The sequence below is a fragment of the Streptomyces sp. NPDC033966 genome (assembly GCF_055575955.1).
This window is the reverse complement of sequence record NZ_JBVIRQ010000013.1, coordinates 85,806-106,971: the sequence shown is the minus strand read 5'-3', so window position 1 is coordinate 106,971 and position 21,166 is coordinate 85,806. Positions and strand designations below refer to the sequence as shown.

The following is a 21,166-nucleotide window of genomic DNA, read 5'->3' as shown; positions in this document are numbered from 1 at the left end:
CGGTGGGGGTGCGCGTGGCTGTTTTCCGGCATGCCGGGGAACCGACGTCTTCCGTGACCGCCGGCAAGGTCAGCTTAGGTTAGCCAATCCTTAGTCTCAACTCCCGCTGGAGTAACAAAGGCTGATGCGTCGGCCGTGATCACAAGCCGCTGAGTTAAGGTAAGCCTTACCTACCGCCTTCGCACCGGAGCTTCGTCCGCACATGAACGAGAACCCATGACCACGCTTCCGCGCACCGCCCCCGGCGCCCTCGGCGCCGCCGCCACCCTCGCGCGGACCTACGGCCGCCTCGCCGAGCAGTGCCCGGCACTGGACGTCCGTGTGGCCGAGCCCACGGCCGCCCGGCCCTCACGGTGTGTCGGCGGCGCCGAGCTGGCGCGGGACCCGCGGGCCCTGGACGCTTTCGTCGCGGCCGAGGCGGCCCGCATCCGGGACGGCCACGGCCACGAACCGCGGCCGGACGTCGCGGCCTCGCGCGCCCTGCACGACTACCTCTGGTCCGTCAGCCTGCTGATGAGCGGCGCCTGGTACCTGGAGCGGCGCGTCCCGCGCGTCCGTCCGCGCGAGGTGTGCGTGGACCTCGCGACGGGCACCTTCGAGATCGTGCCGGGAGCGGGGTTCGCCTGCCTGCCCGGCGATCCGGCGGCGCACCTTCCGGGCGCCCGGACCGTGGCCGGCGAGGAGGCGCTGCGCGCCGAGCTGCGCGCGGCAGTGGCCGATCACGTGCGGCCGCTGCTGGCGGCCGCCGGGCCGCGGGTGCGGCGCCGGGACCGGGCCCTGTGGGGAATGGCGGCCGACGACCTCGTCTCCGGCATCTGGTACCTGGGCCGCACCCTCGGCCAGGAGGACCGGGCCGTACGGGAGGCGGGCGAGCTGCTCCCGACCGCCATCGCGCCCTTTCCCGGCGGCGCGGACTTCAGGCGGCTCGCCACCCGCGACGGCCGGCTGCACCCGACCCGGACCCGGCTCGGCTGCTGCATGTACTACACGCTGGACGCGGCCCAGGCGTGCGCGACCTGCCCCCGGACCTGCGACGCGGAGCGGATCCGCCGCATCGAAGACGCGGCCTGAGCCCCGCCCCGGAACGCCGGCGGCCCCGGGTGCGTACCGCAGTACGCACCCGGGGCCGTCCCGTCGGGGCACCCTACTTGGCGGGGTCCACCTGGAAGGTCTTGGCCAGGTCGTCGAGGATCACGTCCGCGCCCTGGAGGGAGACCGAGGTCATCCACATGGCGTCGTCGACCTCGTGGACCTGGTTCTTCTGGACCGCGTTCAGCCGCTGCCAGAGCGGGTTGGCGGTGAACTTCTTCTTGCGCTCCTCGCCGCCCGAGAAGGAGGTCATGAAGATGTGGTCGGCGTCCGCCTGCTGGATCTGCTCTTCGCTGATCTCGATGTTGAACTTGGCCTCGTCGCGCTGGTTCTCGGGGCGCGTCAGACCCATGTCGTTCAGGACGATGCCGCTGAAGGTCTTCGGCAGGTAGATGCGCGTCGGGCCGTCGACGAAGCGGACGACCGAGAAGGTGGGCTTTCCGTTGGCGCCGCCGCCCTTGGCGTTGATGGCGTCACCGATCTTCTTGGCGCGGGTCTGGTACGCCGTCAGCTTCGCCTGCGCCTTCTCCTCCTGGCCCAGCGCCTGGCCGAGGAAGGTGATGTTCTCCTTCCAGATCGGGCCGGTGGTCTTGACGAACACGGTCGGCGCGATCTGGCTCAGCCGGTCGTAGAAGTCGGCGTGACGGACCGTCGCCGAGACGATGAGGTCGGGCTTGAGGGCCGCGATCGCCTCGAGGTTGGGGTTGTCGAGCGGACCGACGTCCTTGGTGTCCTTCACGGCGTCACCCAGGTAGGCCGGGAAGCCCTTCTGGTCGCGGTACGAACCGATCCCGCCCACCAGCGGCGCGTCGAGCGCCACGACCGCCTCGACCAGGCTGTTGTCCAGCGCCACCACACGCTTGGGCTTGGACTTGAGCTCGGTCTTGCCCTTGTCGTGGGTGATGGTGCGCGGGAAGCCGGCGGACTCGGCGGCGGACGGCTTCGACGGCTCGGCGGCCGACTTGCCGTCCTCGCTGCCGCCACCGCAGGCGGCGAGCGAGAGGGCCATGGCCGCCGTGAGGACGGCGGCCGCGATCCGGCCCGGCCGGCGACGCTGAGTGAAGCTGTTCATCGGTTCTCAGTTCTCCAGAGGGAACGCATGGGGAACGCATGCTGTGAGGCGAGGAAGCCTTAGGTAAGGCTTGCCTGAGTAGCGCGCTGTGAACAGTAGCGGCTCTTCGTGGCCAAATCCAGACGTGACCCGAAGAGGGAATTCGGTTAGGCATCCCTTACCTTGTCTGAGTGTCTCTTAAGCCCGCCACCGCCGATGCCGCCGCGGTCCCCGCCCCAGCCGTGCCACCACCCCGACGGGTCGTGTCCCGAACCCTCGTGCTCACGGTGCTGCTCGCCACCCTGGGCGCCATGGTGTGCGCCTCGTTGGCGATCGGCACGAAGTCCGTGCCGCTCTCCGACGTCCTCGCCGCGATCGGCGGCAGCGAGGAGGGCGACGCCGTCGTCGTCCGGGAACTGCGCATGCCCCGGACCTTCCTGGGGCTGCTGGTCGGCCTCGCCCTCGGCGCCGCCGGCGCCGTCGCCCAGGACATCACCCGCAATCCGCTGGGCGACCCCGGTCTCATCGGCATCAGTGCGGGCGGCTCGTTCGCGGTCGCCGTCAGCATCGGCGTTCTCGGCCTGACCAGTTCGTACCAGTACGTCTGGTTCGCCTTCCTCGGCGGCGCGTTGGCCGGAGTCATCGCCTACGCCGTCGGCGGCACCGGCTACGGAGGCGCCACCCCCGCCAAACTCGCCCTGGCGGGTGCGGCGGTGACCGTACTGCTCGACGCGGGCACCAACACCCTGGTCCTCATGGACGTCCGCACGCTGGACCAGTACCGGTTCTGGGCGGTGGGCTCACTGGCCGGCCGGGACGCGGAACTGGGCACGGAGCTGCTTCCGTTCCTCATCGTCGGACTCGCCCTCGCCCTCGGCCTGAGCGGCCGGCTGAACGCCCTGGCCCTGGGCGACGACCTGGCCAGCTCGCTCGGCACCCCGGTCCGCTCCACCCGCGCCCTCGGCGCGCTGGCGGTGGTCCTGCTGACCGGCGCCGCCGTGGCCGCCGCCGGGCCCGTGACCTTCGTCGGCCTCGTGGTCCCGCACGTCGTACGGTCCTTCACGGGGCCCGACGCCCGCTGGCTGGTGCCGTGTTCCGCCCTGGGCGGGGCCTCGCTGATGCTCGCCGCAGACGTGGTGGGCCGCATGGTCGCCCGGCCCGGCGAACTGGAGGCCGGCGTGGTGACCGCCCTGCTCGGCGCGCCGTTCCTCGCACTGCTGGTCAAGCGCGGCAAGCTCAAGGAGCACGCCCGATGAGCGCGACGAGCACGACCGGCGGGACGGCGCCCGCCGCGGTCCGCCGGAAGTCCCGGCCCCTGCTGAGGCTGGAGGCCGGCCCCTTCGGATTGGCGGTGCGCCCCCGTATCGCCCTCGTGGTGCTCGCCCTCGTGGCGACCGGCTTCGCGGGCCTGATCGCCTCCGTCTCCATCGGCACGTTCGCGATCCCGGTGGGCGACGTGCTGGCCGCCGTACTGGGTACGGGCTCCGGCTCGGCCGACCTGATCGTCCACCAGCTCCGCCTTCCGCGCGCCCTGACGGCCCTGCTGGTGGGGGCCGCCTTCGGGCTCGCCGGAGCCGTGTTCCAGGCCGTCACCCGCAACCCGCTGGCCAGCCCGGACCTGATCGGCATCGCGGCCGGCTCCGGGGCCGGCGCGGTCACCGCCATCCTCATCGGCGGGGTCACCGCGGCCGGCGCGGGCACCTTCGGGGCGGTCCCCTTCGGCGCTCTCGCCGGCGCCCTGCTCACCGGGGTCGCCATCTACCTGCTGGCGTACCGGGACGGCACCATCACCGGCTACCGCTTCGTCCTCGTCGGCCTCGCCGCGAACGGCGCCCTCATGGCGCTGACCCGCTGGATGCTGGCCCGCGCCGACATCGACCAGGCCTCCCGCGCCATGGTGTGGCTGACCGGCAGCCTCAACGGGCGCGGCTACGAGCACGTCCAGTGGGCCGGGCTTGCCCTGGCCGTGCTGCTGCCGCTGACGCTCGCACTGGCCCGCCCGTACCAGCTGCTCCAGTACGACGACGACACCGCGCGGAGCCTCGGCATCCCGCTACGGCACGCGCGGATCGCTCTGCTGGTCCTCGCCACCTGCCTCACCGCGCTCGCCACGGCGGCGGCCGGCCCGATCGCCTTCATCGCCCTGGGCGCACCGCAGATCGCCCGGCGGATCGCCGGCACCGCCGGCATCCCGCTGGTCACCAGCGCGCTGACCGGAGCGGTCCTGCTCATCCTCGCCGACCTCGGCGCCCGCACCGCCCTCGCCCCGACCGAGCTGCCCGTCGGCGTGCTCACCGGCGCCGTCGGCGCCCCCTACCTGCTGCTGCTACTCGCCCGCACCAACCGGGCCGGAAAGGGAGGCTGAACATGACCGCCCCGCTGACCGAGACCCAGCCGACCGGCACCACTCCCTCGACGCTCCGCGCGTCGGGGCTGCGGCTCGGGTACGGCGACCGAATCGTCTCCGAGGACCTCGACCTGGACATCCCGGCGGGGAAGGTGACCGCGCTGGTCGGCCCGAACGCCTGCGGGAAGTCCACCGCGCTGCGGGCCCTGGCCCGGCTGCTGAAGCCGGCCGGCGGCGCCGTCCACCTGGACGGCGAGGACATCGCGGGCCTGTCGGCCCGGGAGTTCGCCCTGCGGCTCGCCCTGCTGCCGCAGACCCCCAGCGCCCCGGACGGCATCTCCGTGCGCGACCTCGTGTCCCGGGGCCGTACCCCGCACCAGCGGTGGTGGCGCCAGTGGTCCTCCTCCGACGAGGCCGCGGTGGACGCGGCCCTGGCGGCGACGGGGTCGCAGGAGCTGGCGACCCGTTCCATCGACGAGCTGTCGGGCGGACAGCGACAGCGGGTGTGGATCGCGATGGCGCTGGCCCAGCACACGCCGGTCCTGCTGCTGGACGAGCCGACGACCTACCTGGACCTCGCCCACCAGGTGGACGTCCTCGAACTCGTCGCGGAGCTCAACCGCGACGAGGGCCGCACCGTCGTCATGGTCCTGCACGAACTGAACCTCGCGTGCCGCTACGCCGGCCACCTCGTCGCCATGCGCGGCGGACGGGTCGTCGCCGCCGGCCCGCCGTCCGAGATCGTCACGCCCGAGCTGGTCCACGAGGTCTTCGGCCTGCGCGCCGCGGTGATCGAGTGCCCCGTCGCCGGCACCCCGCTGGTCGTCCCCCAGGGCGGACGCCGCAGCGAGATCGTCTGACCCGGCCGCGGCCGCAGCGCGCGGTGACGCGCTGCGCCCGTGCGGGGTGCGGGCGGAGGCGCACCGGTGGCTCAACGTGGCACGTGGACGTGGATGGTCTTGCCCTTTCGCGGGCCGTGGTGGTGGATCTCCACGTCGGTCCCGAGCCGGTTGACCAGGTGCCATCCCCAGCCGCCCTCACCCTGCTCACCGGGCGGGCGGGCCCGTGGCTCCTGGCTGCTGCCGTCCGTGACCTCTACGTCGACGCCGTCCGCCCGCAGGCGCAGTTCCAGCGCGCAGTCGCCGAAGGCGTGGCGGACGGCGTTGGTGACGAGTTCGCTGATCACCAGCAGCGCGGCGTCCAGGGCGAGGGCCGGGAAAGGGGGGCCGCCGCTCACCGCCGGGTCGAGGAAGTCACGGGCGGCGCGGCGCGCCTCGGCGGCCGCGCCCCGGCCGTGCAGGGCCAAGTGGAGCGTGGCCGGTGTCGGATGGAGGGGCATCGTCATCGTCTTCCCCGGAAGCGCCTCGTGTCGTAGGTCGCGGAGCACACGGTGCGGGGGCGCTGGCCTGCCCGGGCCGGGGCCTGCGAAGCGGGGGGCGTCAGTGACCGAGGGCGCGCTTCAGTTCGGACTTGTCCATCTTCGAACGGCCCTCGATGTTCTTCTGCTTCGCCTCGTTGTAGAGCTGCTCCTTGGTGGGACCCTGCGAGCCGCTGTGCGAGCGCTGTCCGCCCCGCTTGGAGGAGGAGGTGTCCTGGGTGGAGGAGCGGCTCGCGGTCTTCGCCTCGCCGGAGCGGGCACGTTCCTTGTTGACCGTTCGCGCCGCGATCTCCTTGGCACGCTCCGTGCTCTCGCCGCGCTGCTCGGCACTCTCCTTGATGTGCTCGTACTGACGTTCTCGCTTGGGGCTGGATCCGCGAGGCATGGTCACTCCTCGGCTCGTATGGGGATTCACAGGGCGGATCCGGCGGATCCGCACCATTCGCCTGCCCGGGTGCGGGCGGCTCATTCAGACTGTTTCAGCCGCCCGGGCGTCCCAGTGCGGCGGCGGCCACCGACAGGTCCGCGACCAGCCCCGCGAAGGCGGCCCCGCGGTCCGCGGAACGCAGCACGGCCGACGGGTGGACCGTCGCCAGCAGCTGCCCGGACGCCGGGCCCGCCCCCTCGCCGGCCGGCGAGGGCATCGGCACGAGCACTCCGCGCCGCTCGCCCACCCGGAACGAGGAGCCCAGCAGGGCCTTGCCCGCGGTGCCTCCCAGCACCACCAGCACGTCGGGAGCGACCAGCCGCAGTTCCTCCAGGAGCCACGGCCGGCAGGCGGTCATCTCGCGCAGGCTCGGCGCCTTGTGGATCCGGCGCTTGCCGCGCGGGGCGGGGACGAACTTGAAGTGTTTGACCGCGTTGGTCAGGTACGCGCCCTCGTCGCCGAGCCCGGCCTCGTCGAGCGCCTCGCGAAGCAGCCGGCCCGCCGGTCCCACGAAGGGTTCGCCGCGCAGGTCCTCCTGGTCCCCGGGCTGCTCGCCGACCAGCATCAGCCGCGCGCGGGCGGGGCCGCTGCCGAAGACGGTCTGGGTGGCGTCCCGGAAGAGCGGGCACCCCTTGCAGCCGGAGGCCGCCCGCTTCAGGTTCCGCATGCCTCCCCTCGCGGGGAGGTAGGGCCCGGCGTCGTACTCCTGTCCGGCGGCCCGTTCCGGGCCGGTGCCCGCGCCCATCGCCACCACCTCCGCGCCGTGGACCCGGCTCGTGCGCCCGGTCCGCCCCGCGACCAGGACCGCAGGGCGGCAGACGGCTTCTGCCCGACGGCCCCCGACCCAAACCGGCGGCCCGGACGGCCGGCCCTGAGCGGCCGCTCCGGACCGGTCACGGCCCTCACCCGTCCGGCCCTGCCGGAACCGGGGCCGATTCCCCGTATTCCTGCCGCGGGGAGGTGTCCTGCGTGTTCTGTCAGCCGCACGGGTCACAGTGCGCGACCATACGGACGCCGAGAGCAAGCAGCCCGCATGGTGGAAACACCGAGACAGGAAGAAGGACGGACGTGTCCGGCAGCGAAAGCGAGAACCCCGCAATCCCCTCCCCGGCCGCCACGCCGACCCGCCCCATGACGAACCGGGACTGGTGGCCGAACCAGCTGGACCTCCAGGTTCTCCACCAGCACTCGCCCCGGTCCAGCCCGATGGGCGAGGACTTCGACTACGCGAAGGAGTTCGCGGGCCTGGACGTCGAGGCCCTGAAGCGGGACGTCTTCGAGGTCATGACGACCTCGCAGGACTGGTGGCCCGCCGACTACGGCCACTACGGGCCGCTCTTCATCCGGATGAGCTGGCACGCGGCGGGCACGTACCGGATCGCCGACGGCCGGGGCGGCGGCGGGTCCGGCGCGCAGCGCTTCGCCCCGCTCAACAGCTGGCCGGACAACGCGAGCCTCGACAAGGCGCGCCGCCTGCTGTGGCCGGTCAAGCAGAAGTACGGCCGGAAGCTCTCCTGGGCCGACCTCCTCGTCTTCGCGGGGAACTGCGCGATGGAGTCCATGGGGTTCAAGACGTTCGGATTCGGATTCGGACGGGAGGACATCTGGGAGCCCGAGGAGATCTTCTGGGGTCCCGAGGACACCTGGCTCGGGGACGAGCGCTACAGCGGTGACAGGGAGCTCACCGGCCCGTTCGGCGCCGTGCAGATGGGTCTCATCTACGTCAATCCGGAGGGGCCGAACGGGAATCCGGATCCCCTCGCGGCCGCCAGGGACATCCGCGAGACGTTCGGGCGGATGGCGATGAACGACGAGGAGACGGTCGCCCTGATCGTGGGCGGGCACACCTTCGGGAAGTGCCACGGCGCGGTCGATCCCGAGTACGTCGGTCCGGAGCCCGAGGCCGCGCCGATCGCGCAGCAGGGCCTGGGCTGGATCAACTCGTCCGGCACCGGCGTGGGCGTCGACACGATCACCAGCGGGCTGGAGGGCGCCTGGACGACCGAGCCGACCAAGTGGGACAACGGCTACCTGGACAACCTGTTCCGGTACGACTGGGAGCTGACCCGCAGCCCGGCCGGCGCGCAGCAGTGGACGCCGACGGATCCCGCGGCCCAGGGGACGGTGCCCGACGCCCACGACCCGTCGAAGCGGCACGCCCCCATGATGCTGACGACGGACCTCTCGCTGAAACTGGACCCCGTCTACGAGCCGATCTCAAGGAGCTTCCACGAGAACCCGGCCAAGCTCGCGGACGCGTTCGCGCGCGCCTGGTACAAGCTGCTGCACCGCGACATGGGGCCCGTCTCGCGCTACCTCGGCCCGTGGATCCCCGAGCCCCAGCTGTGGCAGGACCCGGTCCCCGCCGTCGACCACGAGCTGATCGGGGACGCGGAGATCGCCGACCTCAAGGCCCGGGTCCTCGGCTCGGGGCTGTCCGTCTCCCAGCTGGCCGCCGCCGCCTGGGCCGCCGCCGCGTCCTTCCGCGGCACCGACATGCGGGGCGGCGCCAACGGCGGCCGGATCCGGCTGGCGCCGCAGAAGGACTGGGAGGTCAACGCCGGATCCGAGGTGGCCGAGACGGTGGCCGCCCTCGACCGGATCCGGCAGGACTTCGACGCCGCGCAGACCGGCGGGAAGAAGGTGTCCCTCGCCGACCTGATCGTCCTCGGCGGCTGCGCGGCCGTCGAGAAGGCGGCCAGGGACGCCGGGCACACGGTCGCGGTCCCGTTCGCGCCGGGGCGTACGGACGCCTCTCAGGAGCAGACCGACGTGGAGTCCTTCTCCGTGCTCGAACCCAGGGCGGACGGGTTCCGCAACTACCTCCGGGCGGGCGAGAAGCTGTCGCCGGAGACGCTCCTGCTGGACCGGGCCAACCTGCTGACGCTGACCGCGCCGGAGATGACGGTGCTGACGGGCGGCATGCGGGCGCTGAACGCCGGCTTCAAGGGGTCCCCGCACGGCGTCCTCACCGGGCGGCCGCAGACGCTCACCACCGACTTCTTCGTGAACCTGCTGGACATGCGGACGGAGTGGACGGCCTCGGCCACGGACGAGAACGTGTTCGAAGGACGGGACCGCGCCACGGGCAAGGTCAAGTGGACCGCGACCGCGGTCGACCTCGTCTTCGGCTCGCACTCCCAGCTGCGGGCCCTGTGCGAGGTCTACGCGTCGCAGGACGCGGGCGAGAAGTTCGTACGCGACTTCGTGGCGGCGTGGGACAAGGTGATGACCCTCGACCGGTTCGACCTCAGGTGACCGACGGCCCGACGGCCCGACGGCCCGACCGCCTGACCGCCTGACGTCTGGCCGTCCGGCCGGCGGGGGCCGTCCGCCCCGCCGTCCCGGCCGGCCCCCGCCGGCCGGGACGGGACCCGGCCGGTGGGCGTGCGCCCCGCGGGCGGGGCATCCTGGAGGAGGGGACCTCTTGAGCCGTCCTGAACCCCTTGGGGGACGTCATGGAACTCGGCTTCCTCAAACCGCTCTTCTCCCGCCCCGGTCCCTGGGCCTCCGTGTACGTGGAGGGCAGCCGCGCGACCGAGGACGCGCAGCGGATCCGGGCACTGCGCGAGCGGGCCGTCGCCGCACAGCTGATCGACGCGGGCGCCGACGCCTACACCGTCCGGGCCGTGGTGAACCGCCTCCTCGGGGAGCCGGTCAGCGGGGCTCCGCCCGGCCGGGCGCTCTTCGCCTCGGGCGCCGAGGTCCTGCTGGACGTCCCGCTCGCACGGGCCCCGGCGGCCACCGAGGCGACCTGGTCGGTGCTGCCGCACATCGCCCCGCTGGCCGGGCTGCGCGGCGAGGAGCCGGCCTGCCTGGTGGCGTACGTCGACCGCACCGGCGCCGACCTGGAGCTGCGCGACGGCGCCCGGCGTCAGGCCCTGGGCCGGGTGCGGGGCGGCCGGGAACAGGACCGCGGACACCGCGGCGTGCCGGCCGACCGGTACGAGTGGCACTACCGGAACCGGGCCGAGAACGCCTGGAACGAGACGGCCGAGGCCATCGCCGCCGAGCTGTCCCGGCAGTGGCCCGGGAGCGGCGCCGGTCTGCTGGTGCTCGCGGGCGATGCCCGGGAGCGCCGGGCCGTCCACGGCCGGCTGCCCGAGCGGATCCGGGCGGTGGCCGTCGAGGCCGACGGCGGCGGGCACTCGCCGGGGGCCTCCCGGGAGGTCCTCGACCGCGAGATCGCGCGGGTGCGCGAGGGCTTCGCCCGCGAGCGGCTGGAAGCCGCCCTGGAACGGTTCCGCACGGGCCGGGGCCGCCCCGGCGAGCACCGGGAGTCCACCGTGGACACCGGGCCGGGCCAGGCCGCCGAGGGCATGCCGGCGGTGGTGGACGCCGTACGCAGCCACCAGGTGGCGACCCTGCTGCTCGGGCCGGAGGGCTCCGACGCCGGGCGCGAGGTGTGGGTCGGTCCCAGCGTGGACCAGGTCGCGGTGCAGCGCGGCCAGGCGAAGGCGATGGGCGTCGGCAAACCCGTACGGGCGCGCGCGGACGACGCGCTGCTGCGCTCCGCGGCGGCGGCCGGCTGCGAAGTGCTCGTCGTACCGGCGGGCATGCCGGGCCCGGCGGGCGGGCTGGGGGCGGTGCTGCGCTGGACGGTGTGACGGGCCCCGCGGGGCGGAGCGGCCGCCCGGCGCCCGGCTCGTCGCCCACCCGCCGGCGCTGCGCCGGTCAGTTCGCGTCGTGCTCGATGCCGGGTCGGCGCAGGACCAGGAGGATCAGCAGGGCGAACGCCGCGAACGCGGTGCCGGTGCGGGCGTGGTTGAAGATCTCCCAGCGGTCGAGGATCTCGGCGTGATCGACGGGCGGCGAGGTGACGGCCCACTCCTTGATCCGGCCGTTGATGGGGACGTTGCCGAGCCGGGTTATCAGGAAGGAGGCCAGTACCAGCAGCCCCGCACCGCCGGCCAGCCACCGCGGGGTGCCGCGGGTCATCACGGCGAGCGTCGCGGCGCTGAGTGCGGACAGCGCCATGGCGCCCTGCATGGTGATGCCGTTCATCTCCATCAGCCGGGCGTGGAAGGACAGCCTCATCTCGAGCGGTACGGCGTCGAACGTGGGGACGAGATTGGCCGCGCCGTAGCCGAACGCGCCCGCGAGCGCGCCGGTGGAGAGCAGGGCAAGACCCTTGATGAGTCGGATGAGCATGCGGAGCACCTCTGTGGGTCTGGTGCGGCGAGTGACGGAGGGCGTGAGCTGTGTGCCGCTGCCTCGACGGCGCGCCTCAGGCACCGCTCGGCTGGATCATTCTGCGGCCCGCGGTGCTTCCGCCGTCCACGGCGATCGAGGCACCCGTCATGTAGGGGAAATCGTCGGACGCGAGGCCGAGCACCGCGCTCGCGATCTCCTCGGCAGCGGCCATCCGTTCGAGACCGTCGACGTTGAGCGGGCCCCACGCCTGCTTGTACTTCAGCCAGTCCGCGTCCGGGATTCCGGGCGGGCGGACGAAGGCGGTGTCGGTGGTGCCCGGCAACAGGGCGTTGACCCTGATTCCCTTGGGTCCGTACGCGAGTGCCGCGGACTTCACGAGACCCTGCACTGCCCGCTTGCTCGCGGTGTACGCGGCACCGTTCGGCCGGGCCTGCTCGGCCGCTGACGAAGAGGTGCAGATGATGACGCCGCGCTGGGCCCTGAGCATGTGCGGAATCTCGTACTTGACCGCGAGGAACATGCCCCGCGCGTTGGTCGCCTGGACGTCGTCCCACTCCTCGACGCTCATCTCGTGGGGCAGTCTGCCGCCGCCGATCCCGGCGTTGTTGAAGGCCACGTCGATGCCGCCGTAACGGCTCGCGACCCGGTCCACGAAGGCGCGCACCTGGGCGTCCACGCGCACATCGGCCTGTACGTAGGTCGCTTCACCGCCCGCGTCCCGGATCTCCCGTTCCACCTGGCGCCCCAGCTCGGCTCGTCGACCGCAGAATCCGACATGGGCGCCCTCCGCGGCGAACGCCTTCGCCGCCGCCCGGCCGATGCCGGACGTGGCACCCGTGACGAGGACCGACTTCCCCTGGAAGCGGCCCGCCTTGGCGCGGGACGCCGACGGGGTGCCGGCCGCGTGGGCGGTGGTGCCGAAAGCCGCGCCGCCCAGCCCCAGTGCCGCCGCCCCGCCGAGGAGGGACCGCCGCCCCAGGGTCGCGGACTGCGCGTCGGCGTCGGCACTCGTGTCAGTACGCGTGTTCGTGTTCGGGTTCGTGTTCGCTTCCGTATCCATGGCGATCACGCTCGCAGGCCACACGGGGTTCCCGACTCCCTCCACGGGACGGACATCGCGGCCGGTGGGAGGAGGTGGCCTCCTCCCACGGCAGGACCCCGGGCGCGTCGGCGAACACCTATCGTGAGAGGGGTGAACCGACCCTGGATCGAGCTTGCGTTCGACAGAAGATTCGCCACCTTACGGATCCTGGCGCTCGCCAGCGTACTGGTCGGCTACTCCCTGCTGCTTCAACAGCCGTCCGGGACAAGGGACTGGGGCCTGACCGCGGCCGGCCTGGTGCTGTGCCTGGTCGCGGGCAGGTGGGTGTTCGGCTCGCTCCTGGCACAGTCGTGCCTGCTCGTCGTCGCACACGCGCTGGGCTCCGGCACCGTTTCCTCGTTGAAGGTCCTGGCCGCCGTCACCCTCTTCGAGCTGGCGGTCCAGCAGTCCGGGCGCCGCCTCGCGGCCGGGGCGGCCGCACTGACGCTCACCATCGCCGTGAACCGCTTCGAAGAGCTGCCCGGCGGTTTCCTCCCGATCCTCTACAAGATGTGCATCGTCGCAGGCGTGCCGCTGCTCATGGGCTCGTACGTACGCGTGACCCGCGACGCCGCGCTGCACGCGCGGGAGTACGCGAAGCAGCAGGAACTCCGCGCCGAACAGAGCCTCCTGGCCGCCCGCGCAGCGGAGCGCACCACCATCGCGCGCGAGTTGCACGACCTTGTCGCCCACCACGTCTCCTCCATGGTGCTGCGCGTCGGTGTCGCCCGGCACGTCACGGCCGCGCCCGGCACCACCGCCACGACCGACCCGCGGATCACCGAAGTCCTCGACGATCTGCACGCCAGCGCCGGCGCGGCCCTGACGGATCTGCGGCGCCTGGTGGCCGTTCTGCGCTCCCCGGACCGCACCCACCGCGACATCGGTTCCCTGGTCGCGCCCGGGGCCCTGCCGGCGGCACTGGAGTCGGTGGTGGAACACAGCCGCCAGACCGGCCTGACCGTGACCGCTTCCGTGGATCCCCTTGTCGCGCGGCTCGACGCGGTGCGCGGCCTCGCCGTCCTCCGCCTGGCCCAGGAGGGCCTGGCCAACGCGGCCAAGCACGGCGGGCCGGGCGCACGGGCCGAGCTGGCCGTTCGGGTGGCCGACGACGCCGTCCACGTGTCGATCCACGACGACGGGGCCGGAAAGACCCGGACACCGGCCCCCGGCCCTTCCGGACACGGCCTGATCGGCATGCGCGAACGCGTGGACCTGCTCGGCGGCCGGCTGGACGTGGGCCCCGCAGCCGGAGGCTGGCGGCTCTCGGCCGAACTACCCGCCCTCGAAAGCCACATGGAGCCCCAGCCGTGATCGGTATCCTCGTCGTCGACGACCAGCAGCTCGTCCGAATGGGACTGCGCATGCTCTTCGAGCAAGCGCAGGACATCAAGATCCTGGGCGAGGCGGACAGCGGCGCGGAGGCCGTACGACTGGCCGAACGCCTCGCTCCCGACGTCGTTCTCATGGACCTGAGGATGCCCGGCACGGACGGCATCACGGCCACCCGCCGCATCCTGACCGTGCGCCCTGCCACCCGGGTCGTCGCCCTCACCACGTTCGACGACGACGACCATCTGTACCCGGCGCTCGCGGCCGGAGCCTGCGGGTTCCTCGTCAAGGACACCCCACCGGCCGAACTCCTGGAGGCCGTACGCCGGGCCGCCGGCGGACAGGCCCCCTTCAGCCGGGACGTACTCGACCGCCTCGTGGCCCAGGCGCTCCACACCCGCTCGTCCTCCGACACACCGTCGGACACCCCGAAGGACACCGCGGTATCGGCCATCACCCCGCGCGAACGGGAGGTACTCGGACTGCTGGGCGTGGGCCTGTCCAACAAGGAGATCGCCGACCGGCTGCATCTCGGGGTCACCACGGTCAAGACGCACGTGGCCAGCCTCATGGCGAAGACGGGCCGGGACAACCGCATCCGTCTCGCGGTTCTCGCCGTCCTCACCGGCATCACCCCGGAGTGACCGACGGCCCACCTGCGGATTCGCCGGCGCAGGTGGGCGGACAGGTTGTCGGGGACCACGCAGACGGGGGCGCCGTCCCATCACCGCGGCAGCCCTCGTGACGTGGCTCCGCGGTGATCGGCCGGACAGGTCCTACGGGGCCATCTCGTACGACCCGGACAGCGCCTCGACGCGCTGCCAGATCCGCGCCGCGCGGGCCTCGTCGACGACCGGACGGCGTACGGCGCCCAGGGCCCAGGCCTGCTGCGCCTCGGTGGCGGAGTCCTTGCCGTGCAGTTCGACGGCGTGGCCGGAGAAGTCGCGGACGAGGACGGAGAACAGCTCGTCGAGGACGTCCGGGTCCAGGTCCGTCAGGCGGGCCTGCTCCAGGATCAGCTGGGCGTGCACCACCAGGGCGAAGAGCTGCCCGACGGAGAGGAGGAAGTCGAGGTCGCGGCTCTGCGCCTCGTCGGGGGCGATGGTGGCGACGAACTCGCACAGGGCGTCGGCCTGTTCGCGGAAACGGGCCACGTTGGCCACGTCGGCGTACGCGTCGAACGCGGGCCGCCAGTCGTGGAAGCGCACGGAGCCCAGGCCCCGGGCCGGGCCCTGCCGGAAGAGGAAGTCGTCGTCGGCGGCGTCGAGCCGGGTGGGCACGGCCGGGTAGTCGACCGGCTCCAGCAGGTGGTTGCGCATGAACTTGAGGATCAGCGCGAGGTTGACGTGGACGGTGCCCTCGAGCTTGGGCAGGCTGCGGATCTCGACGGCCGCCTCGGCGAAGTAGGTGTCCTTCTCGAAGCCCTTGGCGGCGATGACGTCCCACATGAGGTCGATGACCTTCTCGCCCTCGGTGGTCACCTTCATCTTCGTCATCGGGTTGAAGAGGAGGTAGCGGCGGTCGTCGGGGCCGGCGGAGCGGAAGTAGTCGACGGCGCGGTCGCTGAAGAGCTTCATGCCGACGAGGCGGACGTAGGCGTCGGCCAGTTCGCGGCGCACGTGCGGGAAGGCGGTGACGGGGCGGCCGTACAGGACGCGGTTCTGCGCGTGGGTGACGGCCTCGTACATCGCGTGCTCGCAGATGCCGATCGAGGCGGTGCAGAGGTTGAACTTGCCGACGTTGACGGTGTTGAGGGCGGCGTCGAAGGCGGCACGGCCGGTGTGCAGGACGTCCTGCGGGGACACCGGGTAGGCGTCGAGGCGGAACTCGCTGACGTACTTGGAGGAGTCGACGACGTTCTGCACGAGGTGGTAGGCAGGGTGGCGGCTGTCGGCGGCGAAGAAGACGTATCCGTCCGGGCCCTCGACGTCGGTGCGGCGGCCGAAGACGGAGACGAGCCCGGCGGCGTTCCCGTTGCCGATGTAGTACTTGGAGCCGGTGGCGAGGAAGCCGCCGTCGCCGTCGGGCTCCAGCAGCATGTCCGTGGAGTAGATGTCGGCGCCGTGGGTCCGCTCGGACAGGCCGAACGCGAACACCTCGCCCTGGGTGAGGAGTTCGGCGGCACGGGCGCGGGCGTCGGCGTTCTCGCTCTGCCAGACGGGGCCGAGGCCGAGGATGGTGACCTGCCAGGCGTACCAGTAGTCGAGGCCGTAGAAGCCGAGGATCTCGTTGAGGGCGGCGATCCGGGCGGTGTCCCAGCGCTGGTCCTCCCGTCCGGCGGCCGAGGCCGGGGTGAGGAAGGTGGCGAACAGGCCCTCCTTGGCGGCGAAGGCGAGGAAGTCCCCGAGCCAGGCGCGGGAGCGGTAGTCCTCGATCAGCTTGCGCTTGCCGCGCTCCTCGAACCAGTCGACCGTGGCACGCAGCAGGCGGCGGGTCTCGGGGTCGAAGTGCGCGGGGTCGTAGGTGCGCGGGTTGAAGAGCAGGGAGTCGGCCATGAGGGGTCGCCTTCCGGGGAGTGGATGGTGGGTGGTGCGCGTACGTCTGCGGGTTCAGGCGGGCGGGGCCGCGGCCGGGGCCGCGCCGAGCCGGTGCAGGGTGGCCAGGACGTCGTCCAGCCAGGCGATCGTCATCCGCTCGTACGCGATGCCGCCGCGCAGTACGGCGTGCTGGAGCTCCTGCCCGGCGTCGAGCGGGGCGGGGGCCTCGGGGCCGGTGAAGTCGCGCAGTTCCCCGGCGAGGTAGTGCGCGAGCCGCTCGCCGTGCACCCGGTGGTGCCGTTCGACCTCGCGGATCAGCGCGGCCGGGTCGTCGAAGGCGGCGCCGCGGATCTTGACGGCGAGGTCGTGGCGCATGCTCTCGGGCTCGATCGGCTCGTGCAGCCACCGGGAGAGCACCGACCGGCCGGGGCCGGCGACGGAGTACTCCTTCTTGTCCGGCCGGCCCTGCTGCGCCACCGTGCGCACGGTGAGCAGCCCGTCGCGCTCCATACGGCCCAGTACCCGGTAGATCTGCTGGTGGGTGGCGGTCCAGAAGTACCCGATGGACCGGTCGAACCGCCGGGCCAGTTCATACCCGGAGCCGGGCATCTCCAGCAGGGAGACGAGGATCGCGTGGTCGAGCGCCATGCCCCCGATCCTCTTATGCAACTCGTTGCATAGACAAGTGCCGGAGCCCGGGTGAGACGCGGCTCACCCGCCGGCAATTCGGTGGCGGCCCTGCCTCGGGGCCCGTGATCATGGGCCGTATGAGTGATCAACCCGCGCGATGGACCCAGGCGACCACGTACCCCGACATGTGGGCGGACCCGGACGACGACCCCCGGAACAAGCACGGCGGCAACAGTCCGGACGGCGAACTGGAGACGCTGCTGGACTTCCTGACGGACTACCGCCTGACCCTGCGGATGAAGTGCGAGGGTCTGGATCCCGAGCAGCTGGCCCGCCGGTCGGTGCCGCCGTCGACGATGTCGCTGCTCGGGCTGATCCGGCACCTCGCCGAGGTGGAGCGGGACTGGCGCAACTGGATCACCGACGCCGAACCGCTGCCGAAGCTTTACGGAGCCCGCGACGCGGACTTCCACGGGGCGGTCGCCGAGCAGGCCGTCGTCGACGCCGCGTATGCCGACCTGGAGCGGGAGCAGGCGGCGATGGACGCCGCGCTGGCTGCGTTCCCCGACCTGGGCGCGCGGGTGGGGAAGGACGGCATCGCGATCCGGGAACTGATGGTGCACCGGATCGACGAGTACGCCCGCCACTGCGGCCACGCCGACCTGCTGCGCGAGTGCGTGGACGGCCGGGTCGGCCAGTGACCGCAGGGCTCAGGCTCAGTGGGTGCTGCGGGCGATCAGGGAGTTGAGCAGGGCGGCGCCGCGCTCGGCGTCGCCGACGCTGACGGCGAAGTCGGCACCCCGGCGGGGGTGGATGACCAGGCATTCGCCCGACCGGAGCATCACCGTCGTCCCCTTGCCGCTGAGCCGGTACCCCCAGCCGCCGACCTGCGCGGGGGTCCGGTGCTCCGCGCGCGCCGACTCGATGTCCTCGGCGCGCCAGCGGCGGACCGGCAGGCCCAGCGGGCCGAAGGCCACTTCGAGGCCCCGCTCGCCGACGCGCGCCCGTACGGAGGAGCACGCCAGCACCACGACGGACGTGAGCGCCAGGGGCGCGATGAGCGCCCACGACGGTGCGACCAGGCCCGCCACGGCGGCCAGTGCGGCGGCGAGCGCGCCGGCTCCGGTCAGGGCCGCGAGGGCCAGGAGCCAGGGGTTCGCCGTGCGGGAGAGCCATGCGAGGGTCTCGCCGTGCGGTATCTCCATGCCCGGCGCGGTTCCCGCCGGCCGGGGTGCCGGGGTGGAGCGGCTCCGGAACGCCAGCCAGCCGGCCAGTCCCGCGACGGCCGCCACCGCGACCGTCACGGCGACCCCGAGGTTCACCGGACGCGCCTGGTGCCAGTCCGTACGGTCCAGGTTCGCCCGGACGATCCAGGCCTGCCCGCCGACCAGGAAGACGGCTCCGGCGGGCAGCGCGGCGTACGCCGTCCCGGCCACGCGCGACCGGGCGACGGCTACGGTCAGCAGTGCGAGGGCCGTCCAGATGAGGGCCGGGAACAGCGCGGCGGCCCACAGCGGCATCGAGCCGTCCGGCCCGCCGGAGCCCCCGCCCCAGTGGGTCGCCAGCCGCTCCGGCAGCCGGCCGCTCGCGGCCCAGGGCAGTGCGAGGAGCACCGCGGACGGCCCCGCCACCCAGATCGCGGCGGACCACGGGCCCGGAGCCCCCCGCCCTTCCGCGCCCTTCACACCGGTCACGTCCTTCACGCCGGTCACGGCAACCCCCTGATCATTTCGATGAGATCGGTCCTGCTGTACCCCAAGTGCGCGGCCTCACCGACGAGTTCGCGCACCCGGTCGACCAGCGCGGACCGCCGGTCCGCCCCCGCCGCCACGGTCACGCCCCGCCCCCGCCGGAACTCCAGCACGCCCTCGTCGCGCAGGGCGCGCAGGCCGCGCAGGACCGTGTTGGTGTTGACCCCCAGCGCCAGGGACAGGTCCCGTGCGGAGGGGAGGCGGTCCCCCGGACCGCACTCGCCGTCGGCGATGGCGCGCCGGACCGCGCCGGCCACCTGCTCGTGCAGCGGGCGGCCGTCCGTGGTGTTCAGTCTCAGCAACATGGTGCCAATGACGATAGCACCATTGTCTCCAATGCCTCTGGCCGCGGGACCACCGGCCGCGTGAGAATGCCGCCATGACGAAACCGCCTGCCGCCCCTGCCGCCCCCGCAGTCCGTGTCGAACGCGACGGGCCCGTGACGACCGTGGTGCTGTCGCGCCCCGCCGCCCGCAACGCCGTGGACGGGCCCACCGCCGCCGGGCTGGCCGACGCGTTCCGGGCGTTCGAGGCCGATGCGGAGGCCTCCGTTGCGGTGCTGTGGGGCGAGGGCGGGACCTTCTGCGCGGGTGCCGACCTGAAGGCCGTCGGCACCGGGAGCGGGAACCGGGTGGAGCCCGACGGCGACGGCCCGATGGGGCCGACCCGGCTGCGGCTGACCAAGCCGGTCATCGCTGCCGTCGCCGGGCACGCCGTGGCCGGAGGGCTGGAACTGGCCCTGTGGTGCGACCTGCGCGTGGCCGAGGAGGACGCGGTCTTCGGGGTGTTCTGCCGCCGGTGGGGGGTACCGCTGATCGACGGCGGCACGGTGCGGCTGCCGCGGCTGATCGGCGAGAGCCGGGCGATGGACCTGATCCTGACGGGCCGTCCGGTGCCCGCCGCCGAGGCCTACGCGATGGGGCTCGCCAACCGCCTCGTACCGCCGGGGCGGGCCCGGGAGGCCGCGGAGGAACTGGCCCGGGAGATCGCCGCGTTCCCCCAGCTGTGCCTGCGCCACGACCGGCTGTCCGTACGGGAGCAGCACGGCCTGCCCGAGTCCGAGGCGCTGGCCGCCGAGCTGCGGCACGGCATGGTCCCGCTGCGGGCGGGCGAGACTCTCTCGGGCGCCGCACGCTTCGCCTCCGGGGCGGGCCGGCACGGCTCCTTCACCGGCTGACCGGCCTCGAAGGCGGCGGGCCGCAGGACGGAGCCCCGCTTCGCCGGGCAGCTGCCCTCCGCGCGTCCGTACGGCCATACGGGCGGGCCCGGCGTGTGGCGTCGGCGGCTCCGGCCCGCCGCCCGTAGGTTCGCAGGGAAACGCCCCCGCGGGGGCGCGGAACGCGTGCGGGAGTGGGTGACGGCGATGACCGGGAAGCGGACGATCGCGGTGTTCGGCGCGACCGGGCAGCAGGGAGGCTCCCTGGCCCGGTCGGTCCTGGAGGACCGGGACGGTGAGTTCGCCGTGCGCGCCGTGACGCGCGACCCCGGCTCGGACCGGGCGCGGGAGCTGGAGCGGCTCGGGGCGGAGGTGGTGGCGGCCGACCTGGACGACGAGGCGAGCCTGGGGCCCGTGTTCGAAGGGGTGTACGGGGCGTTCCTGGTGACCAACTTCTGGGAGGACATGGACGCCGCGCACGAGAAGCGGCAGGCGGCGGCCCTCGCCCGGGCGGCCGGCCACGCGGGCGTGCAGCACGCGATCTGGTCGACCCTGGAGGACACCCGCCACTGCATTCCGGTCGACGACGACCGGATGCCGACGCTCCAGGGCCAGTACAAGGTTCCGCACTTCGACGGCAAGGCGGAGGCGGACCAGTACTTCCTCGACGCGGGCGTGCCCGTCACCTTCCTGCGGTCCACCTTCTACTGGGACAACCTGCTGGGTGCCTTCGCGCCCCACACGGCGGAGGACGGCAGCCTGGAGCTGCTCTTCCCGATGGGTGAGAAGCGGCTCGCCGGCATCGCCGTCGAGGACATCGGCAAGACCGCGCACGCCATCTTCAAGGGCGGCGCGGACTTCGTCGCCGCCACCATCAGCATCGCCGGCGAGCACCTGCGGCTCGCCGACATGGCGGCGGCCATGACCGAGTCCCTCGGCCGGCCGGTCCACTACCGGCCCCTGACGCCGGACGCCTTCCGCGCCCTCGGCTTCCCGGGCGCCGAGGAGTCCGGGAACATGTTCCAGTTCTACGCCGACTGCGAGGCCTCCTTCACCGGCGCCCGGGACCTGGACGCCGTCCGCCGCATCAACCCGGCCCTGCAGGACTTCGCCACCTGGCTGGCCGCCCACCGCGACCGGTTCTGACCGGGCCCGGCGGCGCCGCGAGGTTTGCCGCCCGGCGGCCGGGGCACGCGCCGACCGAGAGCGGTGACGGCCCCGGCCGAGGTGCCGTACGCCGCAGCGGAAGGAAGGCGACGCCATGGGCTGGGCTTCGTGGACGACTCGATCCGT

Annotated in this window: 21 protein-coding genes; 11 read left to right on the top strand and 10 right to left on the bottom strand. The window is 73.1% G+C overall.

Annotated features, from left to right (window positions below):
* Positions 1–216: 216 nt before the first annotated feature.
* Positions 217–1,071 carry a (2Fe-2S)-binding protein gene (locus ACZ518_RS30890; protein WP_469116320.1) on the top strand — a complete coding sequence of 285 codons (855 nt, stop codon included), beginning with the start codon at positions 217–219 and terminating at the stop codon, positions 1,069–1,071.
* A gap of 73 nt (positions 1,072–1,144) precedes the next feature.
* Here ACZ518_RS30890 and ACZ518_RS30885 read toward each other — a convergent pair whose 3' ends face one another.
* A complete protein-coding gene (locus tag ACZ518_RS30885; protein WP_469116319.1) occupies positions 1,145–2,161 on the bottom strand; it encodes an ABC transporter substrate-binding protein in 1,017 nt (338 codons plus the stop codon).
* A 242-nt stretch (positions 2,162–2,403) separates the two neighbouring features.
* Here ACZ518_RS30885 and ACZ518_RS30880 point away from each other — a divergent pair, with 242 nt between their 5' ends.
* From ACZ518_RS30880 to ACZ518_RS30870, 3 genes are read left to right on the top strand one after another with little or no spacing between them, the layout of a single operon-like run.
* On the top strand, positions 2,404–3,396 hold the full coding sequence (locus tag ACZ518_RS30880) for a FecCD family ABC transporter permease (protein WP_469116318.1): 993 nt from the start codon (positions 2,404–2,406) through the stop codon (positions 3,394–3,396).
* Complete coding sequence (locus tag ACZ518_RS30875) at positions 3,393–4,505, top strand: FecCD family ABC transporter permease (protein WP_469116317.1); 1,113 nt, start codon at positions 3,393–3,395, stop codon at positions 4,503–4,505. Before ACZ518_RS30880 ends, ACZ518_RS30875 begins: the two co-directional genes overlap by 4 nt.
* A gap of 2 nt (positions 4,506–4,507) precedes the next feature.
* Entirely contained in the window at positions 4,508–5,347 is an 840-nt protein-coding gene (locus ACZ518_RS30870) for an ABC transporter ATP-binding protein (RefSeq protein ID WP_469116316.1), read from the top strand.
* A gap of 71 nt (positions 5,348–5,418) precedes the next feature.
* On the opposite strand, the gene ACZ518_RS30865 is transcribed toward ACZ518_RS30870, so the two are convergent.
* The 3 genes from ACZ518_RS30865 to ACZ518_RS30855 all read right to left on the bottom strand — a co-directional run bounded on the left by ACZ518_RS30865 (position 5,419) and on the right by ACZ518_RS30855 (position 7,037).
* Positions 5,419–5,832, bottom strand: a complete 414-nt coding sequence (locus ACZ518_RS30865) for an ATP-binding protein (RefSeq protein ID WP_469116315.1) — start codon at positions 5,830–5,832, stop codon at positions 5,419–5,421.
* A 94-nt stretch (positions 5,833–5,926) separates the two neighbouring features.
* The gene (locus ACZ518_RS30860) at positions 5,927–6,250 is read right to left on the bottom strand and encodes a plasmid stabilization protein (RefSeq protein WP_469116314.1); all 324 of its coding nucleotides are present in this window, start codon (positions 6,248–6,250) and stop codon (positions 5,927–5,929) included.
* 94 nt (positions 6,251–6,344) lie between these two features.
* On the bottom strand, positions 6,345–7,037 hold the full coding sequence (locus ACZ518_RS30855; RefSeq protein ID WP_469116313.1) for a UdgX family uracil-DNA binding protein: 693 nt from the start codon (positions 7,035–7,037) through the stop codon (positions 6,345–6,347).
* A 323-nt stretch (positions 7,038–7,360) separates the two neighbouring features.
* Between ACZ518_RS30855 and katG the strand changes: the two genes are divergently transcribed.
* Complete coding sequence (gene katG / locus ACZ518_RS30850) at positions 7,361–9,550, top strand: catalase/peroxidase HPI (RefSeq protein WP_469116312.1); 2,190 nt, start codon at positions 7,361–7,363, stop codon at positions 9,548–9,550.
* Positions 9,551–9,750: 200 nt separating this feature from the next.
* On the top strand, positions 9,751–10,899 hold the full coding sequence (locus ACZ518_RS30845) for a baeRF2 domain-containing protein (RefSeq protein WP_469116311.1): 1,149 nt from the start codon (positions 9,751–9,753) through the stop codon (positions 10,897–10,899).
* A gap of 67 nt (positions 10,900–10,966) precedes the next feature.
* Here ACZ518_RS30845 and ACZ518_RS30840 read toward each other — a convergent pair whose 3' ends face one another.
* Complete coding sequence (locus ACZ518_RS30840; RefSeq protein WP_469116310.1) at positions 10,967–11,443, bottom strand: anthrone oxygenase family protein; 477 nt, start codon at positions 11,441–11,443, stop codon at positions 10,967–10,969.
* A gap of 76 nt (positions 11,444–11,519) precedes the next feature.
* On the bottom strand, positions 11,520–12,506 hold the full coding sequence (locus ACZ518_RS30835) for an SDR family NAD(P)-dependent oxidoreductase (RefSeq protein WP_469116309.1): 987 nt from the start codon (positions 12,504–12,506) through the stop codon (positions 11,520–11,522).
* Positions 12,507–12,638: 132 nt separating this feature from the next.
* Between ACZ518_RS30835 and ACZ518_RS30830 the strand changes: the two genes are divergently transcribed.
* On the top strand, positions 12,639–13,841 hold the full coding sequence (locus tag ACZ518_RS30830) for a sensor histidine kinase (RefSeq protein ID WP_469116308.1): 1,203 nt from the start codon (positions 12,639–12,641) through the stop codon (positions 13,839–13,841).
* Positions 13,838–14,503, top strand: a complete 666-nt coding sequence (locus ACZ518_RS30825) for a response regulator transcription factor (protein WP_469116307.1) — start codon at positions 13,838–13,840, stop codon at positions 14,501–14,503. The genes ACZ518_RS30830 and ACZ518_RS30825 overlap by 4 nt, the downstream gene beginning before the upstream one ends.
* A 132-nt stretch (positions 14,504–14,635) precedes the next feature.
* On the opposite strand, the gene ACZ518_RS30820 is transcribed toward ACZ518_RS30825, so the two are convergent.
* Both ACZ518_RS30820 and ACZ518_RS30815 read right to left on the bottom strand, forming a co-directional pair.
* Positions 14,636–16,354: an acyl-CoA dehydrogenase family protein gene (locus ACZ518_RS30820; RefSeq protein WP_469116306.1), complete on the bottom strand. Its 1,719-nt coding sequence runs from the start codon at positions 16,352–16,354 to the stop codon at positions 14,636–14,638.
* A gap of 54 nt (positions 16,355–16,408) precedes the next feature.
* The gene (locus tag ACZ518_RS30815) at positions 16,409–16,984 is read right to left on the bottom strand and encodes a PadR family transcriptional regulator (RefSeq protein WP_469116305.1); all 576 of its coding nucleotides are present in this window, start codon (positions 16,982–16,984) and stop codon (positions 16,409–16,411) included.
* Positions 16,985–17,094: 110 nt separating this feature from the next.
* Here ACZ518_RS30815 and ACZ518_RS30810 point away from each other — a divergent pair, with 110 nt between their 5' ends.
* A complete protein-coding gene (locus ACZ518_RS30810) occupies positions 17,095–17,667 on the top strand; it encodes a DinB family protein (RefSeq protein WP_469116304.1) in 573 nt (190 codons plus the stop codon).
* A gap of 15 nt (positions 17,668–17,682) precedes the next feature.
* On the opposite strand, the gene ACZ518_RS30805 is transcribed toward ACZ518_RS30810, so the two are convergent.
* Both ACZ518_RS30805 and ACZ518_RS30800 read right to left on the bottom strand, forming a co-directional pair.
* A complete protein-coding gene (locus ACZ518_RS30805) occupies positions 17,683–18,669 on the bottom strand; it encodes a DUF1648 domain-containing protein (RefSeq protein WP_469116434.1) in 987 nt (328 codons plus the stop codon).
* Positions 18,670–18,674: 5 nt separating this feature from the next.
* A complete protein-coding gene (locus tag ACZ518_RS30800) occupies positions 18,675–19,022 on the bottom strand; it encodes a GntR family transcriptional regulator (RefSeq protein ID WP_469116303.1) in 348 nt (115 codons plus the stop codon).
* A gap of 74 nt (positions 19,023–19,096) precedes the next feature.
* On the opposite strand from ACZ518_RS30800, the gene ACZ518_RS30795 reads away from it, so the two are divergent.
* Together ACZ518_RS30795 and ACZ518_RS30790 are read left to right on the top strand one after the other, a co-directional pair.
* Positions 19,097–19,894 (top strand): crotonase/enoyl-CoA hydratase family protein, encoded by a 798-nt coding sequence (locus ACZ518_RS30795; RefSeq protein ID WP_469116302.1) that lies wholly within the window; start codon positions 19,097–19,099, stop codon positions 19,892–19,894.
* Positions 19,895–20,080: 186 nt separating this feature from the next.
* A complete protein-coding gene (locus ACZ518_RS30790; RefSeq protein WP_469116301.1) occupies positions 20,081–21,019 on the top strand; it encodes an NmrA/HSCARG family protein in 939 nt (312 codons plus the stop codon).
* The last annotated feature ends 147 nt before the right edge of the window (positions 21,020–21,166 follow it).

Bases quoted from the DNA above. Each gene is read 5' to 3' on its own strand.
- ACZ518_RS30795 (WP_469116302.1), top strand. From the start codon at position 19,097: ATGACGAAACCGCCTGCCGCCCCTGCCGCCCCCGCAGTCCGTGTCGAA.
- ACZ518_RS30875 (WP_469116317.1), top strand. From the start codon at position 3,393: ATGAGCGCGACGAGCACGACCGGCGGGACGGCGCCCGCCGCGGTCCGC.
- ACZ518_RS30865 (WP_469116315.1), bottom strand. From the start codon at position 5,832: ATGACGATGCCCCTCCATCCGACACCGGCCACGCTCCACTTGGCCCTG.
- ACZ518_RS30820 (WP_469116306.1), bottom strand. From the start codon at position 16,354: ATGGCCGACTCCCTGCTCTTCAACCCGCGCACCTACGACCCCGCGCAC.
- ACZ518_RS30890 (WP_469116320.1), top strand. From the start codon at position 217: ATGACCACGCTTCCGCGCACCGCCCCCGGCGCCCTCGGCGCCGCCGCC.
- ACZ518_RS30860 (WP_469116314.1), bottom strand. From the start codon at position 6,250: ATGCCTCGCGGATCCAGCCCCAAGCGAGAACGTCAGTACGAGCACATC.
- ACZ518_RS30845 (WP_469116311.1), top strand. From the start codon at position 9,751: ATGGAACTCGGCTTCCTCAAACCGCTCTTCTCCCGCCCCGGTCCCTGG.
- ACZ518_RS30815 (WP_469116305.1), bottom strand. From the start codon at position 16,984: ATGGCGCTCGACCACGCGATCCTCGTCTCCCTGCTGGAGATGCCCGGC.
- ACZ518_RS30870 (WP_469116316.1), top strand. From the start codon at position 4,508: ATGACCGCCCCGCTGACCGAGACCCAGCCGACCGGCACCACTCCCTCG.
- ACZ518_RS30855 (WP_469116313.1), bottom strand. From the start codon at position 7,037: ATGGGCGCGGGCACCGGCCCGGAACGGGCCGCCGGACAGGAGTACGAC.
- ACZ518_RS30840 (WP_469116310.1), bottom strand. From the start codon at position 11,443: ATGCTCATCCGACTCATCAAGGGTCTTGCCCTGCTCTCCACCGGCGCG.
- ACZ518_RS30835 (WP_469116309.1), bottom strand. From the start codon at position 12,506: ATGGATACGGAAGCGAACACGAACCCGAACACGAACACGCGTACTGAC.
- ACZ518_RS30810 (WP_469116304.1), top strand. From the start codon at position 17,095: ATGGGCCGTATGAGTGATCAACCCGCGCGATGGACCCAGGCGACCACG.
- ACZ518_RS30885 (WP_469116319.1), bottom strand. From the start codon at position 2,161: ATGAACAGCTTCACTCAGCGTCGCCGGCCGGGCCGGATCGCGGCCGCC.
- ACZ518_RS30790 (WP_469116301.1), top strand. From the start codon at position 20,081: ATGACCGGGAAGCGGACGATCGCGGTGTTCGGCGCGACCGGGCAGCAG.
- ACZ518_RS30800 (WP_469116303.1), bottom strand. From the start codon at position 19,022: ATGTTGCTGAGACTGAACACCACGGACGGCCGCCCGCTGCACGAGCAG.